Source organism: Bacteroides eggerthii, assembly GCF_025146565.1.
In the GTDB taxonomy this organism is placed as follows: Bacteria; Bacteroidota; Bacteroidia; order Bacteroidales; family Bacteroidaceae; genus Bacteroides; species Bacteroides eggerthii.
Genome location: NZ_CP102258.1, coordinates 2,236,047 through 2,255,428, shown reverse-complemented (window position 1 = coordinate 2,255,428; position 19,382 = coordinate 2,236,047). Strand labels below are relative to the sequence as shown.

Below are 19,382 nucleotides of genomic sequence, written 5' to 3'. Positions count from 1 at the left end.
TGTTAACTTCATTAATATGAAGATGTTAACTAATTACATCCAGTTTAGTTAACTTAATTACAGCGATGGTATTAACTTATCATACATAAGTCTCAAGCAGCTTCACCCTTTCTCCTTCCGGCACAATCGTTACCTCCTGAGTAGAGGCGGGCAACAGCACTGTTTCACCGGCACACATCGTTATTTCGTTCCGGTTATCATCCGTCAGACGACAAGCGCCTTCCACACAAATAAAGATTACGAAAGAATCCAGTTCCGAATAGTCACAAGTGATTTCCTCCGTCATGTCATATACGGATGTGGTGAAATAAGGACTCGCCACCATTTCGACCGGTTCATTTTGTATACGGTCATATTCCGTACGGAAATCATCCTGCACATCGGTAAAGTTAATGGCATCTATAGCCTGACTTGTGTGCAATTCGCGGGATTTGCCGTCTTTATCCTTGCGATTATAGTCGAAAATACGATATGTTATATCGGATGTCTGTTGAATTTCAGCAACGAATGCTCCGGCGCCGATACCATGCACACGACCGGCAGGCACATAAAACACATCTCCCGGCTCTATGGCACAGGTCTGGAGCACTTCGGCAAATGTTCCGTTATGCACTCTGTCTTTATATTCTTTCGGAGTTATCTGCTCGGAAAAGCCGGAGATTAATTTCGCACCTTTATCCGCAGCAATAACATACCACATTTCGTTTTTACCGAAGCTGTTATGGCGTTTTTTGGCAAGTTCATCATCCGGATGCACCTGAATGGATAAATCCAACTTGGCATCGATAAACTTTATCAGCAATGGAAATTTGTTTCCAAACCGAGCGTAATTTGCTTCACCGACCAGCTCATCCTTGTATTTACGGACCATTTCGGGCAAAGTATACCCTTTGTCCGCACCATTGGCTACTACAGACTCGCTGCCTTCTACTGCTGAAACCTCCCAGCTCTCGCCTACGTTCGGCAGGGTTTCATTCAAATGTTTGAATGGGATAATCTTGTCGCCCCCCCAAAGTGTTTGTTTTAGGATGGGCTCAAATTTTAAAGGATACATTCGTTGTTTTTAAGTTAGTACAATTCAATACTGTTATAATACTTTTCAGATTAACGCGACAAACATACAAAAAATATCAATTTGTATTCCAATTGTTAAACGCTAAACTTTCATAAAATGTTCTCCACATTTCTTCCCTTTTGCTTGGGAGAACAAAAGAATTTCTTTTTATTTGCAAGAAAATTAAATAATACCATTGAAATATGATAGACACTACTCCAACAGAAAGCAATTTGTCCGGTCTGGACAGAAAAGCTTTTCAGAAGAATATTAACAATCAACAGACAGATTTATACATCCTCAAAAATGCTCAGGGCATGGAAGTGGCAGTCACCAATTACGGGTGTGCACTCCTTTCAATTATGGTTCCCGATAAAAACGGGAAATATGCCAACGTTGTTTTAGGACACGACAGCATAGAGCATGTGATTAACAGCCCGGAACCATTTCTAAGCACAACAATAGGCCGCTACGGAAACCGGATTGCCAATGGAAAATTTACTTTATACGGCGAAGAACATCAACTGACCATCAACAACGGTCCCAATTCACTGCATGGTGGGCCGACCGGCTTTCACACCCGTATATGGAATGCGGTTCAGCCCAATGAGTCGACCGTCATTTTCAACTACACATCTGCCGACGGCGAAGAGGGCTTCCCCGGCAATCTGGAAGTAGAGATGACCTACCGTCTGGAGGACGAAACAAATGCCTTAGTGATAGAGTACAGAGCCACCACCGATAAAGCGACAGTGGTCAACCTAACCAATCATGGTTTCTTCAACCTGGCAGGTATTTCCAATCCCACCCCCAGCGTTTTGAACAATATCATTACCATTAATGCCGATTTCTATACTCCTATTGATGAGGTGTCCATTCCCACCGGAGAGATCCTAAAAGTAGAAGGAACTCCGATGGACTTCCGTACTCCCCACACGATCGGTGAACGCATCAATGACAAATTCCAACAATTAATAAACGGATCCGGATACGACCATTGCTATGTACTGAATAAAACGGAAAGTGGCGAGTTAAGCCTCGCGGCTACCTGTACCGACCCTGTCAGCGGACGTACCATGGAAGTATATACTACTGAAAATGGCGTACAGCTTTATACAGGAAACTGGTTGAATGGATTCACCGGTGCTCATGGGGCTACTTTCCCGGCAAGAAGTGCCGTATGCTTTGAAGCGCAATGTTTCCCTGATACCCCCAACAAAGCTCATTTCCCGTCAGCAGTATTGCTTCCCGGAGATGAATACCAACAAATCACCATCTATAAGTTTGGTGTAGAAAAATAGTCAAAATCGAGAAACTAACTAACCTAATTATAAATTTATAAATTTTTATTAACCATGACACAACAAAAACAGAATGGTAAACTCATCGCAATCATAACGATGATTTTCCTTTTTGGTATGATCTCATTTGTTACCAACCTGGCTGCTCCTATGGGAATTGTACTCAAAAATCAATTTTCCGTATCCAATGCCTTAGGGATGTTGGGCAATTTCGGTAATTTCATTGCTTACGCAGTAATGGGAATACCAAGTGGTATTCTATTGCAGAAAGTAGGATATAAAAAAACAGCGCTTATCGCGGTAGCTATCGGTTTTATAGGCGTGGGCGTTCAATTCTTGTCCGGACATTCCAGCCCTGAAATGGCATTTGCCGTATATCTGATCGGTGCATTCATCGCAGGTTTCTCTATGTGCTTGCTGAATACGGTTGTAAACCCGATGCTGAACAAGCTGGGCGGTGAAGGAAACAAAGGTAACCAGTTAATCCAGATCGGCGGTTCTTTCAACTCCGTAATGGCAACTATCACTCCGATGTTCGTAGGTATCCTCATTGCCGGTTCTATTGAAAAGGCTACCATCTCTCAGATATTCCCTGTGATGTACACAGCGATGGCAGTATTCGCACTTGCATTCCTCGTACTGTTGTTCGTTCCTATACCGGAACCCAATGCCGCTACAACAACGGAACCGATCGGCAAGCTAATGTCCGGCGCTTTAAAATTCCGTCATTTCATCCTGGGAGCTATTGCAATCTTTGTATACGTAGGTATTGAGGTTGGCGTACCGGGTACACTAAACCTGTTCCTGACCGACCCGGTGGAAAAAGGCGGTGCCGGTATTGCATCCACCATCTCCGGATTTGTAGTAGGTACTTATTGGTTCCTCATGTTGATAGGCCGTCTGGCAGGTGCTTCATTAGGTGCTAAAGTATCCAGTAAGGCAATGCTTACATTCACTTCTGCTTTGGGCCTGTTGCTGGTGTTCCTCGCCATTTTCTCACCTACCGATTCTTTCGTAAACCTGCCTGTGCTTCAGCAGAGTGCCACCGGCGGCTTATCCTTCGGACTTGCAGAGGTACCCATCAATGCCATGTATCTGGTATTAGTCGGTCTGTGTACTTCTATCATGTGGGGTGGTATCTTCAACCTGGCAGTAGAAGGTTTGGGTAAATATCTGGCAGCCGCTTCCGGACTGTTCATGGTCTTGGTATGTGGCGGTGGTATTCTTCCCGTTATTCAGGGAGTCGTTGCAGACATGGCAGGTTTCATGGCAAGCTACTGGGTGATCATTGCAGCTCTTGCATATCTGTTGTTCTATGGACTGATTGGTTGCAAAAACGTAAACAAAGACATTAAAGTCGATTGACAGACAGAACTAACAATATAGGTAATAGATTTATTCACCTTAAAAAATAATATCATGGATATAGAATACGTAAGAAGCCGTTTCATCAAGCATTTTGACGGAACAACAGGAGCTGTTTATGCTTCTCCGGGACGAATCAACCTAATCGGCGAACATACTGACTACAACGGTGGTTTTGTATTCCCCGGAGCAATCGACAAAGGCATGATTGCAGAAGTAAAGCCGAATGGAACAAACACTGTCAAAGCTTATTCCATTGATTTGAAAGATTATGTAGAATTCGGTCTGAATGAAGAAGACGCTCCCCGCGCCAGTTGGGCAAGATACATATTCGGTGTATGCCGCGAAATGATTAAACGTGGTGTAGAAGTGAAAGGATTCAATACGGCTTTTGCTGGCGATGTGCCTTTGGGTGCAGGTATGTCCTCTTCTGCTGCATTGGAAAGCACTTACGCTTACGCATTGAACGACCTGTTCGGCGACAATAAAATCGATAAGTTTGAATTGGCCAAAGTGGGTCAGGCTACAGAACACAACTATTGCGGTGTGAACTGTGGCATTATGGATCAGTTTGCTTCCGTATTCGGTAAAAAAGGCAGCCTCATCCGTTTGGATTGCCGTTCATTGGAATACCAGTATTTCCCGTTCGAACCGAAAGGTTACCGTCTGGTATTGGTGGATTCCGTAGTAAAACACGAACTTGCTTCTTCTGCATACAACAAACGCCGCCAAAGCTGCGAAGCTGCTGTTGCCGCCATCCAGAAGAAACACCCGCATGTAGAATTCCTGCGCGACTGTAATATGGAAATGCTTGAAGAAGCTAAAGCCGATATCAGTGCGGAAGACTTTATGCGTGCAGAATACGTGATTGAGGAGATTCAGCGTGTACTTGATGTTTGCGATGCTTTGGAAAAAGGCGATTACGAAACAGTTGGCCAGAAAATGTACGAAACACATCATGGCATGAGCAAGTTATATGAAGTGAGCTGCGAAGAGCTCGACTTCCTGAACGACCTTGCCTTTGACTGCGGTGTAACCGGCTCCCGCGTAATGGGCGGCGGATTCGGCGGTTGTACAATCAACCTCGTAAAAGAGGAATTATACAGCACATTCATTGAAAAAGCCAAAGAGGAATTCAAGAAGAAATTCAACAGAAGTCCGAAAATTTACGATGTCGTAATCAGCGACGGTGCACGAAGACTGGAATAAATAAAAACGTGATAAAAGCAATAGGGTGATAAAGTGGTTCTCCACAATATCACCCTATTTTTTATTACCTTTAATTGACCTAGCACTCTTTTCTAATAAATACCTTCTGTCGTCATTTGTATACGCTTCATCGTTCCGTCTTCATTGTAATACAAACGCTCCATGCAGACCGAACGGCGAAAACTTCCTCCTGTGGGATTAATGCCGCCGTTATGATAGATAAAATACCAATTATCCTTAAACTCTATAATAGCTTGATGATTCGTATTGCTATTTCCAGCCAATTCATTTAAAATCCCTTTGTATTCCCAAGGGCCCGTTATACTACGGCTCATGGCATAGCATATCTTCTCCGGGAATTCGGAAGCATAGGAAAGGTAATACCAATCGCCTCTTTTATGAATCCAAGGAGCTTCTGTGAAACGGGGTAAGTCAACCGGAATAATCGGCCCGTCCAATTCCACCATATTCTTTTTCAGTTTGGCGAAATAGCACTGACTGTTGCCCCAGTAGAGATATGCCTGCCCGTCATCGTCAATAAAAACGGTGGGATCTATATCATCCCAGTAACTTTTGCTACGGTCGGTTGTCATATCGTTGGTGATGAGGGCAGAACCGCGGGCATCGACAAACGGTCCTGTCGGTGAATCGGATACGGCTACACCGATGGACTTACCGGGAATCGTCTTATGCTCCACCGTTACGTACCAATAGAATTTGCCATCACGTTCTATTACCTGGCTTGCCCAAGCCTCGCCTTTTGCCCAAGAAAAGTCCTTAGCCTTTAGAGGGACGGCATGTTCGGTCCACGTTTTCAAGTCGGAAGAGGAAAAGACACACCATTCTTTCAGGTCATAATGCTCTTCCGGTGGAGGACACTCATCATGGCCGCCATAAATATACATCTTTCCATCATGCACCATCGCTGCCGGATCTGCAATAAACTTATGCTTTACTATCGGATTTCCCGCAGCAACAAAAGTAGTGTCACTTTGTGCCGACAGCCCTTGCGGAACTGCCAGCATCAAAGAACTAACCCAAAAAATAAATATATTTTTCATCATGATATTCCTTTAAAGCTCAAGACATCAATACTTCAAAATATATACCGCAAAGGTGGCAGGCTCCAGATCTACGTTCAAAGTATGCCCATCCACATCCAAAGATGTTTCTTGCGGAATGATTGCCAATGGATTCTCAATAGTATTGTCCTTATCCATGTCAGCGGAAGAGAGTTTGATGCAACGTGCTCCCGACAAAACCTCTTTCTTCTTCAATCCGTTAAAAATCAAAGACAAAGGCTGTTTTTTGTCTGAGGTATTGGCCACTTTCACTATGATCTCATTCTTATTTTTGTCACATACGGCACTCGCAAATAGTCCGTTCTGTCCCTCGGCACCCGTTACAGGCTTTTTATTCATAGTCAGAGAAAGGACGTTCGTTCCCTTATGCGTTGCAAAAAGCTGCTGTACATAATAGCTCACTGTACGCACTGAATTCAAATTATCAAACCATATCATGTCCGGACGCCACTGCCAACCTTCCACATGGGCAAATAACGGTGCATAGGTAGCCATATGCACAACATCCGCATTCCGTTCCAGTCCGGTCATAAAGGCCGCCTCAAGCAATGAAGCATGGAAATGGTTCCACTTCTTTCCTTTGCCATGACAGGCATATTCTCCGGCAAAAACTTTCGGGCCTTTACGGTCGTAATTGTCATAACGCGCTCCCTGGCTTAGGAACCATGCTTCGGGACGATAGAAATGTTCGTCCACCAAATCGGCTTTCAGTCTTTTCATTTCCGGCCAAAGATAGTCGAACTGCTCACCTTCCGAATTAGGGCCGGAACCACCCACAATCTTTATGTCGGGGTATTTCTTGCGAATGGCTTTGACAAAGGGTTCCAGATGTTCGGGATATTCCTTTCCCCACTGCTCGTTACCTATACCTATAAATTTCAGATTGAACGGTGCGGGATGTCCCATATCGGCACGTACCTTTCCCCAGGGAGTATCAACTGCACCATTTGCAAATTCTATCAGATCGAGCGCATCCTGAATATAACTATCCAGGTCGCAAAGAGGCACATGCGCATCCATATTCGGGTTTTGGAACTGACAAGCCAAACCGCAACTCAACACCGGCAACGGTTCCGCACCGATTTCTTCGGAAAGCTGGAAGAACTCATAAAATCCCAAACCATAACTTTGGTAATAATCGGGAAAGAACCGATGCGGGAAAGTATATTGCCAACGATTCTCATTCAGCGGACGGTTCTCCACCATACCTACCGACTTTTTCCAGTCGTAGCGTGATGCAATATCAGTACCTTCTACAATACATCCGCCGGGAAAACGAAATACACCCGGCTTTATATCTGCCAGTGCCTGCGCCAAATCTTTACGAAGCCCGTTTTCATGTCCTTGCCAGGTATCTACCGGGAAAAGGGAAATATGTTCCAAATCCACCGTTTGCCGGGAAGCAAGGAAAACACGAAGAATAGCTTTCGGATTGGTCACTTCCGGCTTTAGTATCACCTGATATTTTTTCCATTCCCTTGAATCGACCGTTACATCGGCAGTTGCAAAAGCCTGCTGTTCGCCCATAGATTTCGTATCGGCCAGCTCCACGCGGATTTTAGCGGGTGTTTCCCCCTCTGCCACACGTGCCCATACAGAGAAACGATACTCAGCGCCTTTTTTTATTCCGATACCGAAAAATCCTTCATTGTCCAGTCCGGTCTGTTTATGCGGATGTCCGGCATACGCCAAACGCACATAATGCGGGTTTCTTTCAAAAGGGCCGTCATCTTTCAGGGACACCTTACCGAATGTCTTCCACCCCATAAAATGTTGCGGAAACTCAAAAGAACGATTCTTCACAAGTTCGGCATACAGACCGCCGTCGGCAGCATAGTTGATATCTTCGAAAAACAAACCGTACATAGTAGGCTGAATTTCCGCTCCCGGTTTCCCGGCTTGTATCACCAATTCATTTGTTTGTGCTTGCAGTGCCGAACCTGCCGCAAGAGCCAGCACCGCCAATAAACCTTTGTATTTTTTCATGGTATAAAATGTATATATGATTACTTAATTCGCTTTCCCCATATAGACCTGCCACGACTGTCCAGTCCTGTGAAAAGAACGGTTTCCTTTTCGTTTTCCCAATCGTGTCCGGCAAATATAATCAGATTATTTATAATTTCACCTTCCAGAGTCAGAGACAATAATTGCTTTGCTTCCAAAAATTCCCAGTTACCCTTATTCTCACCTAAATGTCCGTTCTTCTCCAAGGACAGCAAATGAGACACGTTCCACTCCTCTTCTTTGAGCTGTCCCTCCCCCCATAGGATCTGGCCTGCCTGCAAACGGCGTTCATACGCAGGTTCCTGTATGCGTATAACTTCCCACTCTCCTGCCATATCTTCTGCCGAGAATTTACGGGAAACACTGCCTGTATAACGTTCGGGCGACACCACCGGCCATCCGTCGGGCGTAAAAAAGACCTGCCTCAGATGAAGATCCATCATTTGGTTATGGGGTGACAGGCGTCCCTGATGTGCCATAAAGTATTGCCCTTCATCCGAGGTGAATACACTGCAGTGTGCAGTCCCTGCCCAACCCGGATGATTATGAAAGCGGTATGGAGCTGTCAGAATAGGAAAATTATTAGTAGTGTCTTTCAGTTCCACGCCGGAGAAATCAACAAACGGACCTTCCGCTTTGTCCGAACGCCCTACCCGCACGTTATAGGTAGTCATCAGCGGATCGTATGAAACAAACAAATAATACTGTTTCAGATCAGGATTGTAAATAATCTCGGGAGCTTCCAGATTATCTTTCTGATAATTGGCGCGGCGTGCGGTGAGATGCCCCTGATCTCCCTCCTCGACGGGAAGTCCGGTTTCCGGATCCAACTCTACGCAGTACAACCCTCCAAAGAATGATCCATAATGCATCCACCACTTTCCGGTGACAGGATCGGCCATGACGCTCGGATCAATTGCATTCATTACCGAAGCCTCATTGGTCTTGACAACACAACCTCGTTGTGTCCAAGGGCCTTCGGGCGATGCAGCCTCTGCCATACCTATATACGATGTCTTGCGGCCAAAAGCCGATACACAATAGTAGAGTCTGTATTTATCACCGAAAGGGATTATATAAGGAGCCCAGATGTTCGTTGCTCCCTCACCTCCGGCATGTGAACGTACCCACTCCACAGCTTCCTGCGGTATTTCCGGAAAAGCCCAGCCGACAAACTCCCATTTGACAAGGTCCTTGGAACGGCGTACTTGTATGTATCCCAACGGAACATTTTTTTCTTCGGCTTCTTGACGGTTCTCACCCAAAATGGCATCGGTGGAATACATATAATAATAGTCGCCCAATTTACGGCAAGACGGATCATGTACATTGTAAGTTCCCCACGAGCGATAGTTGTCCATAGAGGACAAAAAAGAGTAGTCATCCTGCCAGGGATTAGGCGAAGCTATGGGAGTAAAAACCGGAGAATTGCAACCGGCAAACAGAATTCCCATGGACGTGACGGCCACACATAACATTTTTCTCATAATATCAGCAAATTAAAAATACAATGCAAATGTACGCCATGCCCAAAGCAGTAGAGGTGGATATATGACCTTTTAAGGTGGACAATCTTCCAACTTCACAAAAAAGACCGCAGACTTTTTATTGTCATCACAAGTAATCCATTAACTTTGCTTGTGCTAATACCAAATGATAAAACAATGCATAAGTTTTTCCACATTATTATATTATATATCGCTTTGGCAAGCCCCGCTTTTTTGTGGGCTCAGGAGTCTTTTACCAACCGGTATAACACAATCTACATAACCATGAATGAAGGGCTTCCCAATAATTTTGTCGATGATATCTACAAAGACCGGCAAGGCTTCCTTTGGATTTCCATGTCGGGAGGCGGACTATCCCGATACGACGGTTATGAATTCGTTAACTTCACTCCGGCTACCCCACATTGCCGGCTCAAGAGCAACTTCATACGCAAAGTCCATGAAGACAACTTTCAGCGGCTTTGGGTTGTATCGGAAGGGGGAACGGATATTATCGACCTGACAACCATGCAGTCCGTACTGCCTCATGATCCCCGAAAGAAGCTGGAGACACTCATTAAGCAACCGGCATTCATGGTTACACAAGATGCCAACGGATGTATTTGGCTGTATTGCGGCAATAGCCTGCACCGTATTGCTTTCCGCACCAATGGAGATATAGAAAGTATTCATTCACTGGAGGTTCCCAATCCTTACCGGTACGATATCGTCTTTAAGGATGTGGAAAATGAGGGAAAAGTATGGATAGGCATCAATGGTGCACTATACAAAGTAGGTATCACTGCACAAGGCAAACTGGAGGAAACCTTAATCGACGACTGCCTGAGTTTTGCACCGGATCTATATTTTACAGACTTCATAGCCAAAGAGAATGAAGTATGGATCGCCACCGACAAAGGCCTGTACCGATATAATAAAAATGAAGGTATAGTGAAGCAATATGTGCATGCCTCCGACAATCCGCATTCCCTCTCACAAAATTTCCTGACCTGTCTCGCCATAACCAACGACAAACAATTACTGGTTGCCAGCCTGAAAGGCATCAACATATACAATCCCATAAAGGACAACTTTGAACGCATAAGCGATCAGGCATCCAACACCGGCAGTAAGCTACTGAACAGCAATTTCATCAACTGCATCATCGTAGAAGGGCAGCATATCTGGGTGGGGACCGAAAGTGGCGGCATCAATAAAATGACCGCCAAGCGTCTGTCCATACAGAACTATCAGCATGATAACAAGAATCTCCAAACAATCTCCCACAATCCGGTGAACGCCGTTTACGAAGATCATAGCGGAAACTTATGGGTAGGCACCGTAGAAGGGGGGCTGAATAAAAAGGCGGTAGGAAGCGACAGCTTCATCCATTATACATACGAAAGCGGCACTCTTACCCACAACTCTGTCAGCGCCATCACCGCCGACGGGCAAGGAAGATTGTGGATTGGTACATGGGGCGGCGGCATCAACCTTATCAACCCGCAAAACCCACAGCACAGAATAGAAGCAATCACAGCCCAAAATAAAGACAACTATCCCATAGACTTTATCGGAGCACTGGCCTACGACTCCATAAACAACGGTATGTGGATCGGAGCAAACCAGGGATTATTTTTCTATGACCTGGCGCATAAACAGCTTTGTTCACCATTTGCCAAGCGTGCCGCCGAGGACATACGAGGTTGCATCGGCTCTATCATAGACAAAGACGGGCAATTATGGATGGGATGTCTGGACGGCGTTTATATCATCGACCTGCACTCCCGCTTCGTCTCATCGCCTGAGGGAACATTCCGTTACCGTCATCTGAAGTACAAACTGGATGATCCGTCTTCCGGACTGATAGAAAAGATATGTTGCTTTTACGAAACTCAGGACGGCACACTGTGGTTGGGCAGCAACGGTTATGGCATTTATAAACGTATGCAGAACGAAGATGGAGAAGAACAGTTCGTCTGTTACAACTCCCTTCATGGTCTGCCAGACAACAGTATCCGCAGTATCCTGGAAGATGATAAAGGATGTATCTGGATAGCAACCAACAATGGGCTGTCGCGCTTCCAACCCACAGAAAACCACTTTATCAACTACAACCGGCAAGACGGTCTTGCCGATACCCAGTTTTACTGGAATGCTGCTCACCGTTCACAATACAGCAAGCTCTACCTCGGCACCGTATCCGGACTGGTTGCCATAGATTGCAACCTGCCTGCCCTTACAACCCAGTCTTCCAAAGTACGGTTCACCCGTTTGAAAGTAGGAAACGAGGAAATATTCCCCGGCAACGAATACTTGCCGCTCGATATTGCCGTCAGTAAGGCTATCCGCATCCACGAACGTGAAAAATCTTTTTCACTGGAATTTTCCGCACTCAACTACGAGTCCGACAATACCGCCACTTACAGTTACCGCCTACTGGGTTTTGACAACCGTTGGATACACGTGCCTGCCAGCCGGCGTTTTGCTACTTACACCAATCTGTCTCCGGGAAACTATACGCTGCAAGTGAAGTACACGCCCTACACCCCAACCGGAGAGGATAATATAACGGAACTGGAAATAACAATCCAGCCCTATTTTTACAAGACAACCTGGTTTATACTGCTTGTAATAATCCTTGCCACATTCGCTACATGGCAATTCTACCAATGGCGCATACGAAGCCTGAAAGAGCAAAAAGCAAGATTACACCAAAAGGTGGAACAACGCACCCATGAACTGAAAAAGCAGAAACAACTACTGGAAGAACAGACCGAAGAGTTGTCCCGTCAGAACCGGATGTTGAAGCAACAAAACGAGAAAATTACCCGGCAGAAAGCGCAGCTTACCAAAATGACACGTAAGATACAAGAGCTGACCTTGGACAAGATAGCATTCTTCACCAATATCACACACGAATTCCGCACCCCAATCACACTGATCATAGGGCCGATAGAGCGTGCATTAAAGTTAAGCTACAACCCTCAAGTCATCGAGCAGCTACATTTCGTGGAACGCAATTCCAAATACCTGTTATCGCTTGTCAACCAGCTTATGGACTTCCGTAAAGTGGAGTCGGGCAAACTGGAAATCGTAAAATCCCGGAATAATTTTCTGAAATTTGCCAATGAACTGATCATACCTTTTGAAGTCTTTGCCAAAGAAAGAGACATCACAGTGAAACGTTATTTCCGGATGCCTTCACCGGAAATCTCCTACGACGAAGAAGCGATGCACAAAGTGCTGACGAACCTGCTGAGCAATGCCATTAAATTTACACCCAACGGCGGAAGTGTGTCTCTGTTCATAGCCCTGCTACCTCCTGCCGATAACCGCAAATCCATGCTTTACATCTGTGTCAGCGACACAGGCAGCGGTATTCCCGATGATGACGCAATCAAAATATTCAACCGTTTCTACCAGTCGCAAGGACAAACCAAATATCCGATGTACGGACAGGCCGGAAGCGGCATCGGACTTTACTTGTGTAAACGCATTGTACAGATGCATGGAGGTGAAATCCATGCGCAAAACAACCATACGACAGGCTGCTCGCTACGCATCCTCCTACCGATAACACCGGAAAGCAATACGGTGGAAACACTAGCCGAAAGCGCCCCGCAACTTATGACTTCCGATACGCTACCCCCATCCGATACCTTCGGAAAAGGTTTATCAATCCTGGTGGTCGAGGACAACGCGGATATGCGTGGATATATCCGTTCCATCCTACGGGATAAATACAATGTATTCGAAGCTGCCCATGGAGCAGAGGCCTTGAACATATTAAACTCACATTCGGTAGACTTCATCATCAGCGACCTGATGATGCCCGTAATGGACGGCATTGAACTGTCCCGCCGGGTAAAAGAGAATTTCGCTATCTCCCATATCCCTTTCCTTATGCTGACAGCCAAGACATCGCAGGAATCACGCCTGGAAAGCTACCGCATAGGAGTTGACGAATATTTACTGAAACCTTTTGACGAGACATTACTGCTTACCCGCATCGAAAATATCCTTGAGAACCGTAAACGTTATCAAAAGAAGTTTGCCATAGCCATGGATGTGGATGCCTTGAATATGGAAGAGGAATCGGGCGACAAGAAGTTCCTCAACCGCATCATGGATGTCATTAAGGAGAACTACAAAAATTCCTATTTCGAGGTGAGCGATTTCTGCGAAGCGGCAGGTGTGAGCAAAAGCCTGTTGAACAAAAAGCTACAAAGTCTCGTCGGGCAGTCTGCCGGACAATTCATACGCAACTACCGCCTGAACATTGCCCGCGAACTATTACTGAAAAACCGGGAAAATAAAAGCATGAACATTGCGGAAATTGCCTATGAAGTAGGATTTAATGACCCTAAATACTTCACGAGATGCTTCACCAAATACTTCAATACGACGCCAAGTTCACTGCTTAATGAGGAAGAATAACCCTTACTTACGGCAAAAAACAATAAATCTACATAATAAGCTGTATTCTCTACACTTAAAATTCGTTTATCCACCTCTAAAACCCATTTGTCCACCCCTATTTACACCATAAGCCCTACTTTTGCCATACAATCATTGCTTATTTCTTCAGGAAATCCCTCAAGGAAAAGCAATGATTGGAAATCTAATTTTAATATTAATAATATGAAGAACGACAAGAGAACGGCTGTCCATCGTAGATGGCATTGGCTAAATTCAACCTCCCCCAGTTTTGTGAAGTCTGTTACCTGACTCTCCCGGCGGTCAATATAGGATCGTATATTGACCAATATAATATTATAATATAGTTAACGGTGATCTAATCTATTAATTTAATAATCTTAATTCTTTTAAAAATGAGGAAACATTTATTTCTTTCCGTAATGCTTGGTCTGTGTGCCTTTAGCGGTATGACGGTGTATCCTACACCTGCCATGGCTACTGTGACACAATCTCCGACTATCAAGGTTCGTGGCCAAATTGTCGACGAACAAGGTGAACCTATGCCAGGAGCTACCGTCAGAGTTAAAGGCGGACAAGGCGGAACCATTACCGACCTGGATGGAAACTTCCAGTTGGAAGTTCCCGGAAACGCTATCCTTTTGATAAGCTATGTGGGTTTCAAGGAACGCGAAGTAGCAGTTCGCAACCGCGCCATTATTGATACCATACAATTACAGGCTGATGACCAGATGCTGGAACAAGTGGTTGTTGTAGGTTATGGTACACAAAAGAAATCCGACTTAACCGGTTCTGTTGCCGTAGTAGATGCGGAAGCTTTGAAACAGACATCAAACTCCAACATCTCCACCATGCTTGAAGGCAAGGTTTCCGGCGTACAAGTCACCTCCGACGGACAGCCGGGTGCCGATCCTACCGTACGTATTCGTGGTGTAGGATCTTTCGGCAGTACTTCTCCCCTCTATGTCATCGACGGCGTTCCCATGGGAACTTCCATCCGCGATTTCTCTTCCAACGATATTGAAACCATCCAGGTACTGAAGGATGCTTCGGCTGCCGCCATCTACGGTTCACGTGCTGCCAACGGTGTGATTATCATCACCACCAAACGCGGACAAAAAGACCAACCGCTGAAAGTGGACTACAATGGATATTTCGGTATGGATTATATTCCTAAGGGAGTCTATGATGTAATGGATGCCGACCAATACAGCCAGTACATCGGTCAGGCTTGTGCAAACTCCAACACTCCGCTGCCATCGGGATACAAGCTCAACAGCGAAACTGGGAAATACCATTTCCAAGATGACACCAATACCAACTGGTTCGACGAAGTATTCAAAACGGGTATCCGTCAAAACCATAATGTAAACCTTTCCGGAGGTGGTGCTCACAACACCTATAATATAGCATTAGACTATTTCAACCAAAAAGGAACACTCGAAGGTGCCGGTCCTAACTACGAACGTTACACCGCACGTGTCAACAACAGTATGGACACCAAGTTCATAAAGTTCCAGACCAGCCTTGTTTACTCCCACTCCGACCAAGACAACATGGGCCTGTCCAATGCTTCCGAATACGTTCAAGGTCTGTATGGCGACGTAACCAACATTCTACGCGGAACCTTATTGATGCAGCCCACCATCAAAGCATACGATTCTTCAACATGGGTGCTCGACAATTTGGTGGGAATTGCCAACAACTTCAATTATGACGCTTACGGCTATGGCGTATACTACGATACCATACATGGTGATATCTCCGCTTCCAATCCATTACTGGTAAACAACCTGCTGCAACGCAACACACGTGTGGACCGTTTCGTGGGAACAGGCTCGGCAGACGTAGACATCTTCAATATGTTCGGCTTCAACAGCAAAAACCACAAACTCAACTATAAAATAAACCTCTCTTACAGCAAAACCTTCTGCAAGGACTTCACTTGGATTCCGGCATGGGTGCAGAGTAACCGCGTCTATCTGTCCAAGAGTAATGAACGGTTGACCAAGGGTTCCCGTATTTATTCGGACGCCTTGATAGAGAATGTGCTTACTTACGATGGTACGATAGGCAAACACCACATCAACGTAGTGGCAGGCCAGTCTTACGAAGAAGAAAACACCGACCTGCTGACCGGATGGGGAATCAACTTCACCGAACCTTATTTCCTACAACTGCAGAATGCCGCCAACACGTATTCCGAAAGTTACGAATACAAGCATGCTATCTTGTCCTACATCGGTCGTATCAATTACAACTACGATGACAGATATTTATTATCGGCAACAGTACGCCGGGATGGCAGCTCACGCCTGACCAGAAGTATCCGTTGGGGAACTTTCCCTTCCGTCTCTGTGGGCTGGCGCTTTGACAAAGAAAACTTCTTCCCTTTCAATCCGGACGTCGTGAACATGTTCAAAGTTCGTGCAAGCTATGGCGAGCTTGGTAATGAGAACATCGGTGAATACATGTATCAGGCCGTCATGTCACGCAATAATATGACTTACAATTTCAACGGTAACGTAGTGACCGGTTCTGCCGTTTCCACTTTCGTGGACAATAACCTTGCATGGGAGAAAAAGAAGACCTACAATGTGGGTATCGATCTTGCTTTGTTCCGCAATCGTTTGGAGTTTACAGCTGAGTGGTACAAGAATACCAGTGAAGACCTGCTGTATGCTGTTCCTGTTCCGGAACAAGCCGGAGTGTCCAACACCACCGTAACGATGAATGCCGCTTCGATGAACAACTCCGGTTTTGAGTTCTCCGCTACCTATCGCAACCGCGACCATGACTTCAAATATGAAGTATCGGCCAACCTTAGCACATTACGCAACCGCGTAACCTCATTAGGTTTCGGTACCGATTCTTATATCTCAGGTTCTTACATCACTAAAGTAGGCCAAGAAATCGGTCAGTTCTACGGTTGGGTTTATGAAGGCATCGCCCGCACGCAAGAAGATCTTGACAACCACGCCACACAAGAAGGCGCCCAAATTGGTGACTGCCTCTATAAAGATGTAAACAATGACGGTAAAGTAGACTCCGAAGATCAAGTGGTATTGGGCAGCGGCATGCCAAAAATCAATTTCGGCCTTAATGCCCGTTTTGAATACAAACGCTTTGACCTGAGCATCGCAACGTTCGGCGCACTGAACTATCACGTTAGCGACGACATCTACAACTCACTCAACTCTTGCTATGGCTGGGGAAACAAAGAAGTGGGTATGCTCGAAGCCAACCGCTTTAGCGAAGACGGCAGCACTTACCTTTCCAACGTGCCACGCACCTATGTCACCAACAGTGCCAGCTTGGGTTGGAACGACCTCTTCAGTTCACGCAAGATTCAGAATGCAGCCTACTGGAAAATAGCCAATGTAGAATTGGGCTACAACTTCCCGGATAAGTGGTTCGGTAAATATGTATCCGATGTACGTTTCTACGTATCGGCACAGAATCTCCACACATTCACCGGCTATCATGGTTACAATGTGGATTACGCAGGAGGAACTTTCACTCCGGGATACAATTTCTGTTCCTATCCTACTGCACGTACTTTCATGTGTGGCGTTCATTTTACATTCTAATCGTTACTTTCTAGTACCTAAATTAAAAACATATCTTATGAAACTAAATAAATATTCACTTGCTCTCATTTTGGGATTTGGCGTGCTGACTTCCTGCAACGACAGATTGGAACTGTTGAATCCCAACCAGCAAACCTCAAGTACATTCGGCTTTAATGCTGACGACTTGGAGGAATGTGTGATTGCCGCCTACAACCACATCCGCATGGAAGGTTCTTATGCTCGTGTAGGCTACACCATCGATGTGTGTCGTGGCGATGAAGCCTGGAACTCTTCACAAGTGTGGTATCTGCCTTTTGATGATCTTAATGCTGAAGTCACTTCGGACATCACATGGTGGCCCTGGCGTGAGTGGTACTATACCATCAATGTGTGCAACTTCACCATTTCACGTTGCGGTGAAGATAACAGCCAGCTTACCGAAAAAATGAAACGCATCAAAGGACAGGCGCTTTTCCTTCGCGCTCTATCCTACTACAACTTAGTGGGCTATTATCAGAATCCGCCTCTCATTACGGATTATGCCACCTACTCTTCGTTGAACGGACTTTATGGCGCCAACAGCACCTACGATGCAGTACTCGACCAAGTGGAGAAAGACTTTCAGGAAGCAATGGGATTGCTTCCCTCCCGCGATGAAGGCAGTGAATGGAGCGGCGGACGTGCCACCTGCGGTGCTGCGGCCGGCTATTATGCCCGCGCCCTCATGATGCGTCAAAAATACAGCGAAGCACTTCCGGTATTGAAAGACATCATCGGCAAAAAGTATGGCACTTATAAACTGATGGACAACTACGGAGATAACTTCCGCGAAGGTTCGGCATACGAGAACAATGCAGAGAGCCTCTTCGAAGTACAGTTCCTCGACTATGGAGCACAAGGCACCGACGACGAATGGACACCGGTAAACACAAGCCCCAATGCCACACAAGGCTCGGCCGTCGAGAGCAACTTCGCTCCGGGTATCTACGGCGGATGGGCCGACATCTCGGCTTCGCCCTGGCTCTACCAGCTTTTTAAAGAAGAGCGCACCACCGGTGGAAAACTCGACCCCAGACTCTATTGGACCATTGGTACCTATGAAACCGATTGGGAGAACTTCGAGTATGGCAATGTGGCTTATACAAATACACTTAAATCCACTGATAATATCGTAACCAACAATACTTTCGGAGGTCTGCCGATTGCCAAATTCACGAATCTCCGTACCGGATTGTATAGCACTGTGGTTACGGGCTTGCACGATGGTATCAACCTGCGGCTGATGCGCTATTCCGATGTACTGCTACGCGCTGCCGAGTGCGAGAACGAAGTCAACGGTCCCACACAGCAGGCTATCGACTGGATCAATGAAGTGCGTAACCGCGCTAATCTGGCAGATCTGGAACTTGAAGACTTTAATTCTGCCGACAAACTCTTTGAACAGATAGCCAATGTGGAACGTCCTAAGGAATTCGGATGTGAATTCGGACGAGGCTTCGACCTCATCCGCTGGGGATTCTTCTATGACAGCGGACGCCTGCAACAACTAAAAGAACATGGCACAGTGCGCCGCTCCATAAATGGAGTAAAGGATCCTGTGAAGTACAGCGATATAGCAAGCGACTCCGAACTGAAGAGCACTTTCGATACTTACAGACCGGGACATGAGTTCCTGCCTATCGTACAACAGTTGATGAACAACAACCCGAACCTGACAGGAAACTCTGCCAATCACAGTACAGATAATTCCACTTACTTCCGGGAAAACGGATGGAAAGTACGTCCGGTCGTAGAGTTAAGCAAGTAAATAAACTTAGAAACACACTCCCCTCAGCCCTACGGCCTCAACCGGAGCAGGGCGGGGA

At 45.8% G+C, this 19,382-nt stretch carries 10 protein-coding genes; 6 read left to right on the top strand and 4 right to left on the bottom strand.

Annotation, left to right across the window (positions count from 1 at the left end; genetic code table 11):
- Positions 1 to 79: 79 nt before the first annotated feature.
- Complete coding sequence (locus NQ546_RS09180; RefSeq protein WP_004289844.1) at positions 80 to 1,054, bottom strand: type I phosphomannose isomerase catalytic subunit; 975 nt, start codon at positions 1,052 to 1,054, stop codon at positions 80 to 82.
- 203 nt (positions 1,055 to 1,257) lie between these two features.
- On the opposite strand from NQ546_RS09180, the gene NQ546_RS09175 reads away from it, so the two are divergent.
- The 3 genes from NQ546_RS09175 to galK are packed head-to-tail and all read left to right on the top strand — an operon-like array spanning position 1,258 to position 4,929.
- Positions 1,258 to 2,355 carry an aldose epimerase family protein gene (locus NQ546_RS09175; RefSeq protein ID WP_004289843.1) on the top strand — a complete coding sequence of 366 codons (1,098 nt, stop codon included), beginning with the start codon at positions 1,258 to 1,260 and terminating at the stop codon, positions 2,353 to 2,355.
- Positions 2,356 to 2,409: 54 nt separating this feature from the next.
- Complete coding sequence (locus tag NQ546_RS09170) at positions 2,410 to 3,720, top strand: MFS transporter (RefSeq protein ID WP_004294887.1); 1,311 nt, start codon at positions 2,410 to 2,412, stop codon at positions 3,718 to 3,720.
- Between the two features lie 54 nt (positions 3,721 to 3,774).
- A complete protein-coding gene (gene galK, locus NQ546_RS09165) occupies positions 3,775 to 4,929 on the top strand; it encodes a galactokinase (RefSeq protein ID WP_004289840.1) in 1,155 nt (384 codons plus the stop codon).
- Positions 4,930 to 5,021: 92 nt separating this feature from the next.
- Here galK and NQ546_RS09160 read toward each other — a convergent pair whose 3' ends face one another.
- The 3 genes from NQ546_RS09160 to NQ546_RS09150 are packed head-to-tail and all read right to left on the bottom strand — an operon-like array spanning position 5,022 to position 9,505.
- The gene (locus tag NQ546_RS09160; protein WP_004289839.1) at positions 5,022 to 5,993 is read right to left on the bottom strand and encodes a glycoside hydrolase family 43 protein; all 972 of its coding nucleotides are present in this window, start codon (positions 5,991 to 5,993) and stop codon (positions 5,022 to 5,024) included.
- A gap of 24 nt (positions 5,994 to 6,017) precedes the next feature.
- Entirely contained in the window at positions 6,018 to 7,997 is a 1,980-nt protein-coding gene (locus NQ546_RS09155; RefSeq protein ID WP_004289838.1) for an alpha-L-arabinofuranosidase C-terminal domain-containing protein, read from the bottom strand.
- A gap of 20 nt (positions 7,998 to 8,017) precedes the next feature.
- A complete protein-coding gene (locus NQ546_RS09150; RefSeq protein WP_039953163.1) occupies positions 8,018 to 9,505 on the bottom strand; it encodes an arabinan endo-1,5-alpha-L-arabinosidase in 1,488 nt (495 codons plus the stop codon).
- 177 nt (positions 9,506 to 9,682) lie between these two features.
- Here NQ546_RS09150 and NQ546_RS09145 point away from each other — a divergent pair, with 177 nt between their 5' ends.
- The 3 genes from NQ546_RS09145 (at position 9,683) to NQ546_RS09135 (ending at position 19,324) form a co-directional block, all read left to right on the top strand.
- Positions 9,683 to 13,945, top strand: coding sequence for a hybrid sensor histidine kinase/response regulator transcription factor (locus NQ546_RS09145; protein WP_004289836.1), 4,263 nt, complete (start codon positions 9,683 to 9,685; stop codon positions 13,943 to 13,945).
- 395 nt (positions 13,946 to 14,340) lie between these two features.
- On the top strand, positions 14,341 to 17,535 hold the full coding sequence (locus NQ546_RS09140; protein ID WP_004289835.1) for a SusC/RagA family TonB-linked outer membrane protein: 3,195 nt from the start codon (positions 14,341 to 14,343) through the stop codon (positions 17,533 to 17,535).
- Between the two features lie 37 nt (positions 17,536 to 17,572).
- Entirely contained in the window at positions 17,573 to 19,324 is a 1,752-nt protein-coding gene (locus NQ546_RS09135) for a RagB/SusD family nutrient uptake outer membrane protein (protein WP_004289834.1), read from the top strand.
- Positions 19,325 to 19,382: the final 58 nt, after the last annotated feature.

Coding starts and splice junctions, on each gene's coding strand:
- NQ546_RS09150 (WP_039953163.1), bottom strand. CDS start 9,505: ATGAGAAAAATGTTATGTGTGGCCGTCACGTCCATGGGAATTCTGTTT.
- NQ546_RS09170 (WP_004294887.1), top strand. CDS start 2,410: ATGACACAACAAAAACAGAATGGTAAACTCATCGCAATCATAACGATG.
- NQ546_RS09135 (WP_004289834.1), top strand. CDS start 17,573: ATGAAACTAAATAAATATTCACTTGCTCTCATTTTGGGATTTGGCGTG.
- galK (WP_004289840.1), top strand. CDS start 3,775: ATGGATATAGAATACGTAAGAAGCCGTTTCATCAAGCATTTTGACGGA.
- NQ546_RS09160 (WP_004289839.1), bottom strand. CDS start 5,993: ATGATGAAAAATATATTTATTTTTTGGGTTAGTTCTTTGATGCTGGCA.
- NQ546_RS09145 (WP_004289836.1), top strand. CDS start 9,683: ATGCATAAGTTTTTCCACATTATTATATTATATATCGCTTTGGCAAGC.
- NQ546_RS09180 (WP_004289844.1), bottom strand. CDS start 1,054: ATGTATCCTTTAAAATTTGAGCCCATCCTAAAACAAACACTTTGGGGG.
- NQ546_RS09175 (WP_004289843.1), top strand. CDS start 1,258: ATGATAGACACTACTCCAACAGAAAGCAATTTGTCCGGTCTGGACAGA.
- NQ546_RS09140 (WP_004289835.1), top strand. CDS start 14,341: ATGAGGAAACATTTATTTCTTTCCGTAATGCTTGGTCTGTGTGCCTTT.
- NQ546_RS09155 (WP_004289838.1), bottom strand. CDS start 7,997: ATGAAAAAATACAAAGGTTTATTGGCGGTGCTGGCTCTTGCGGCAGGT.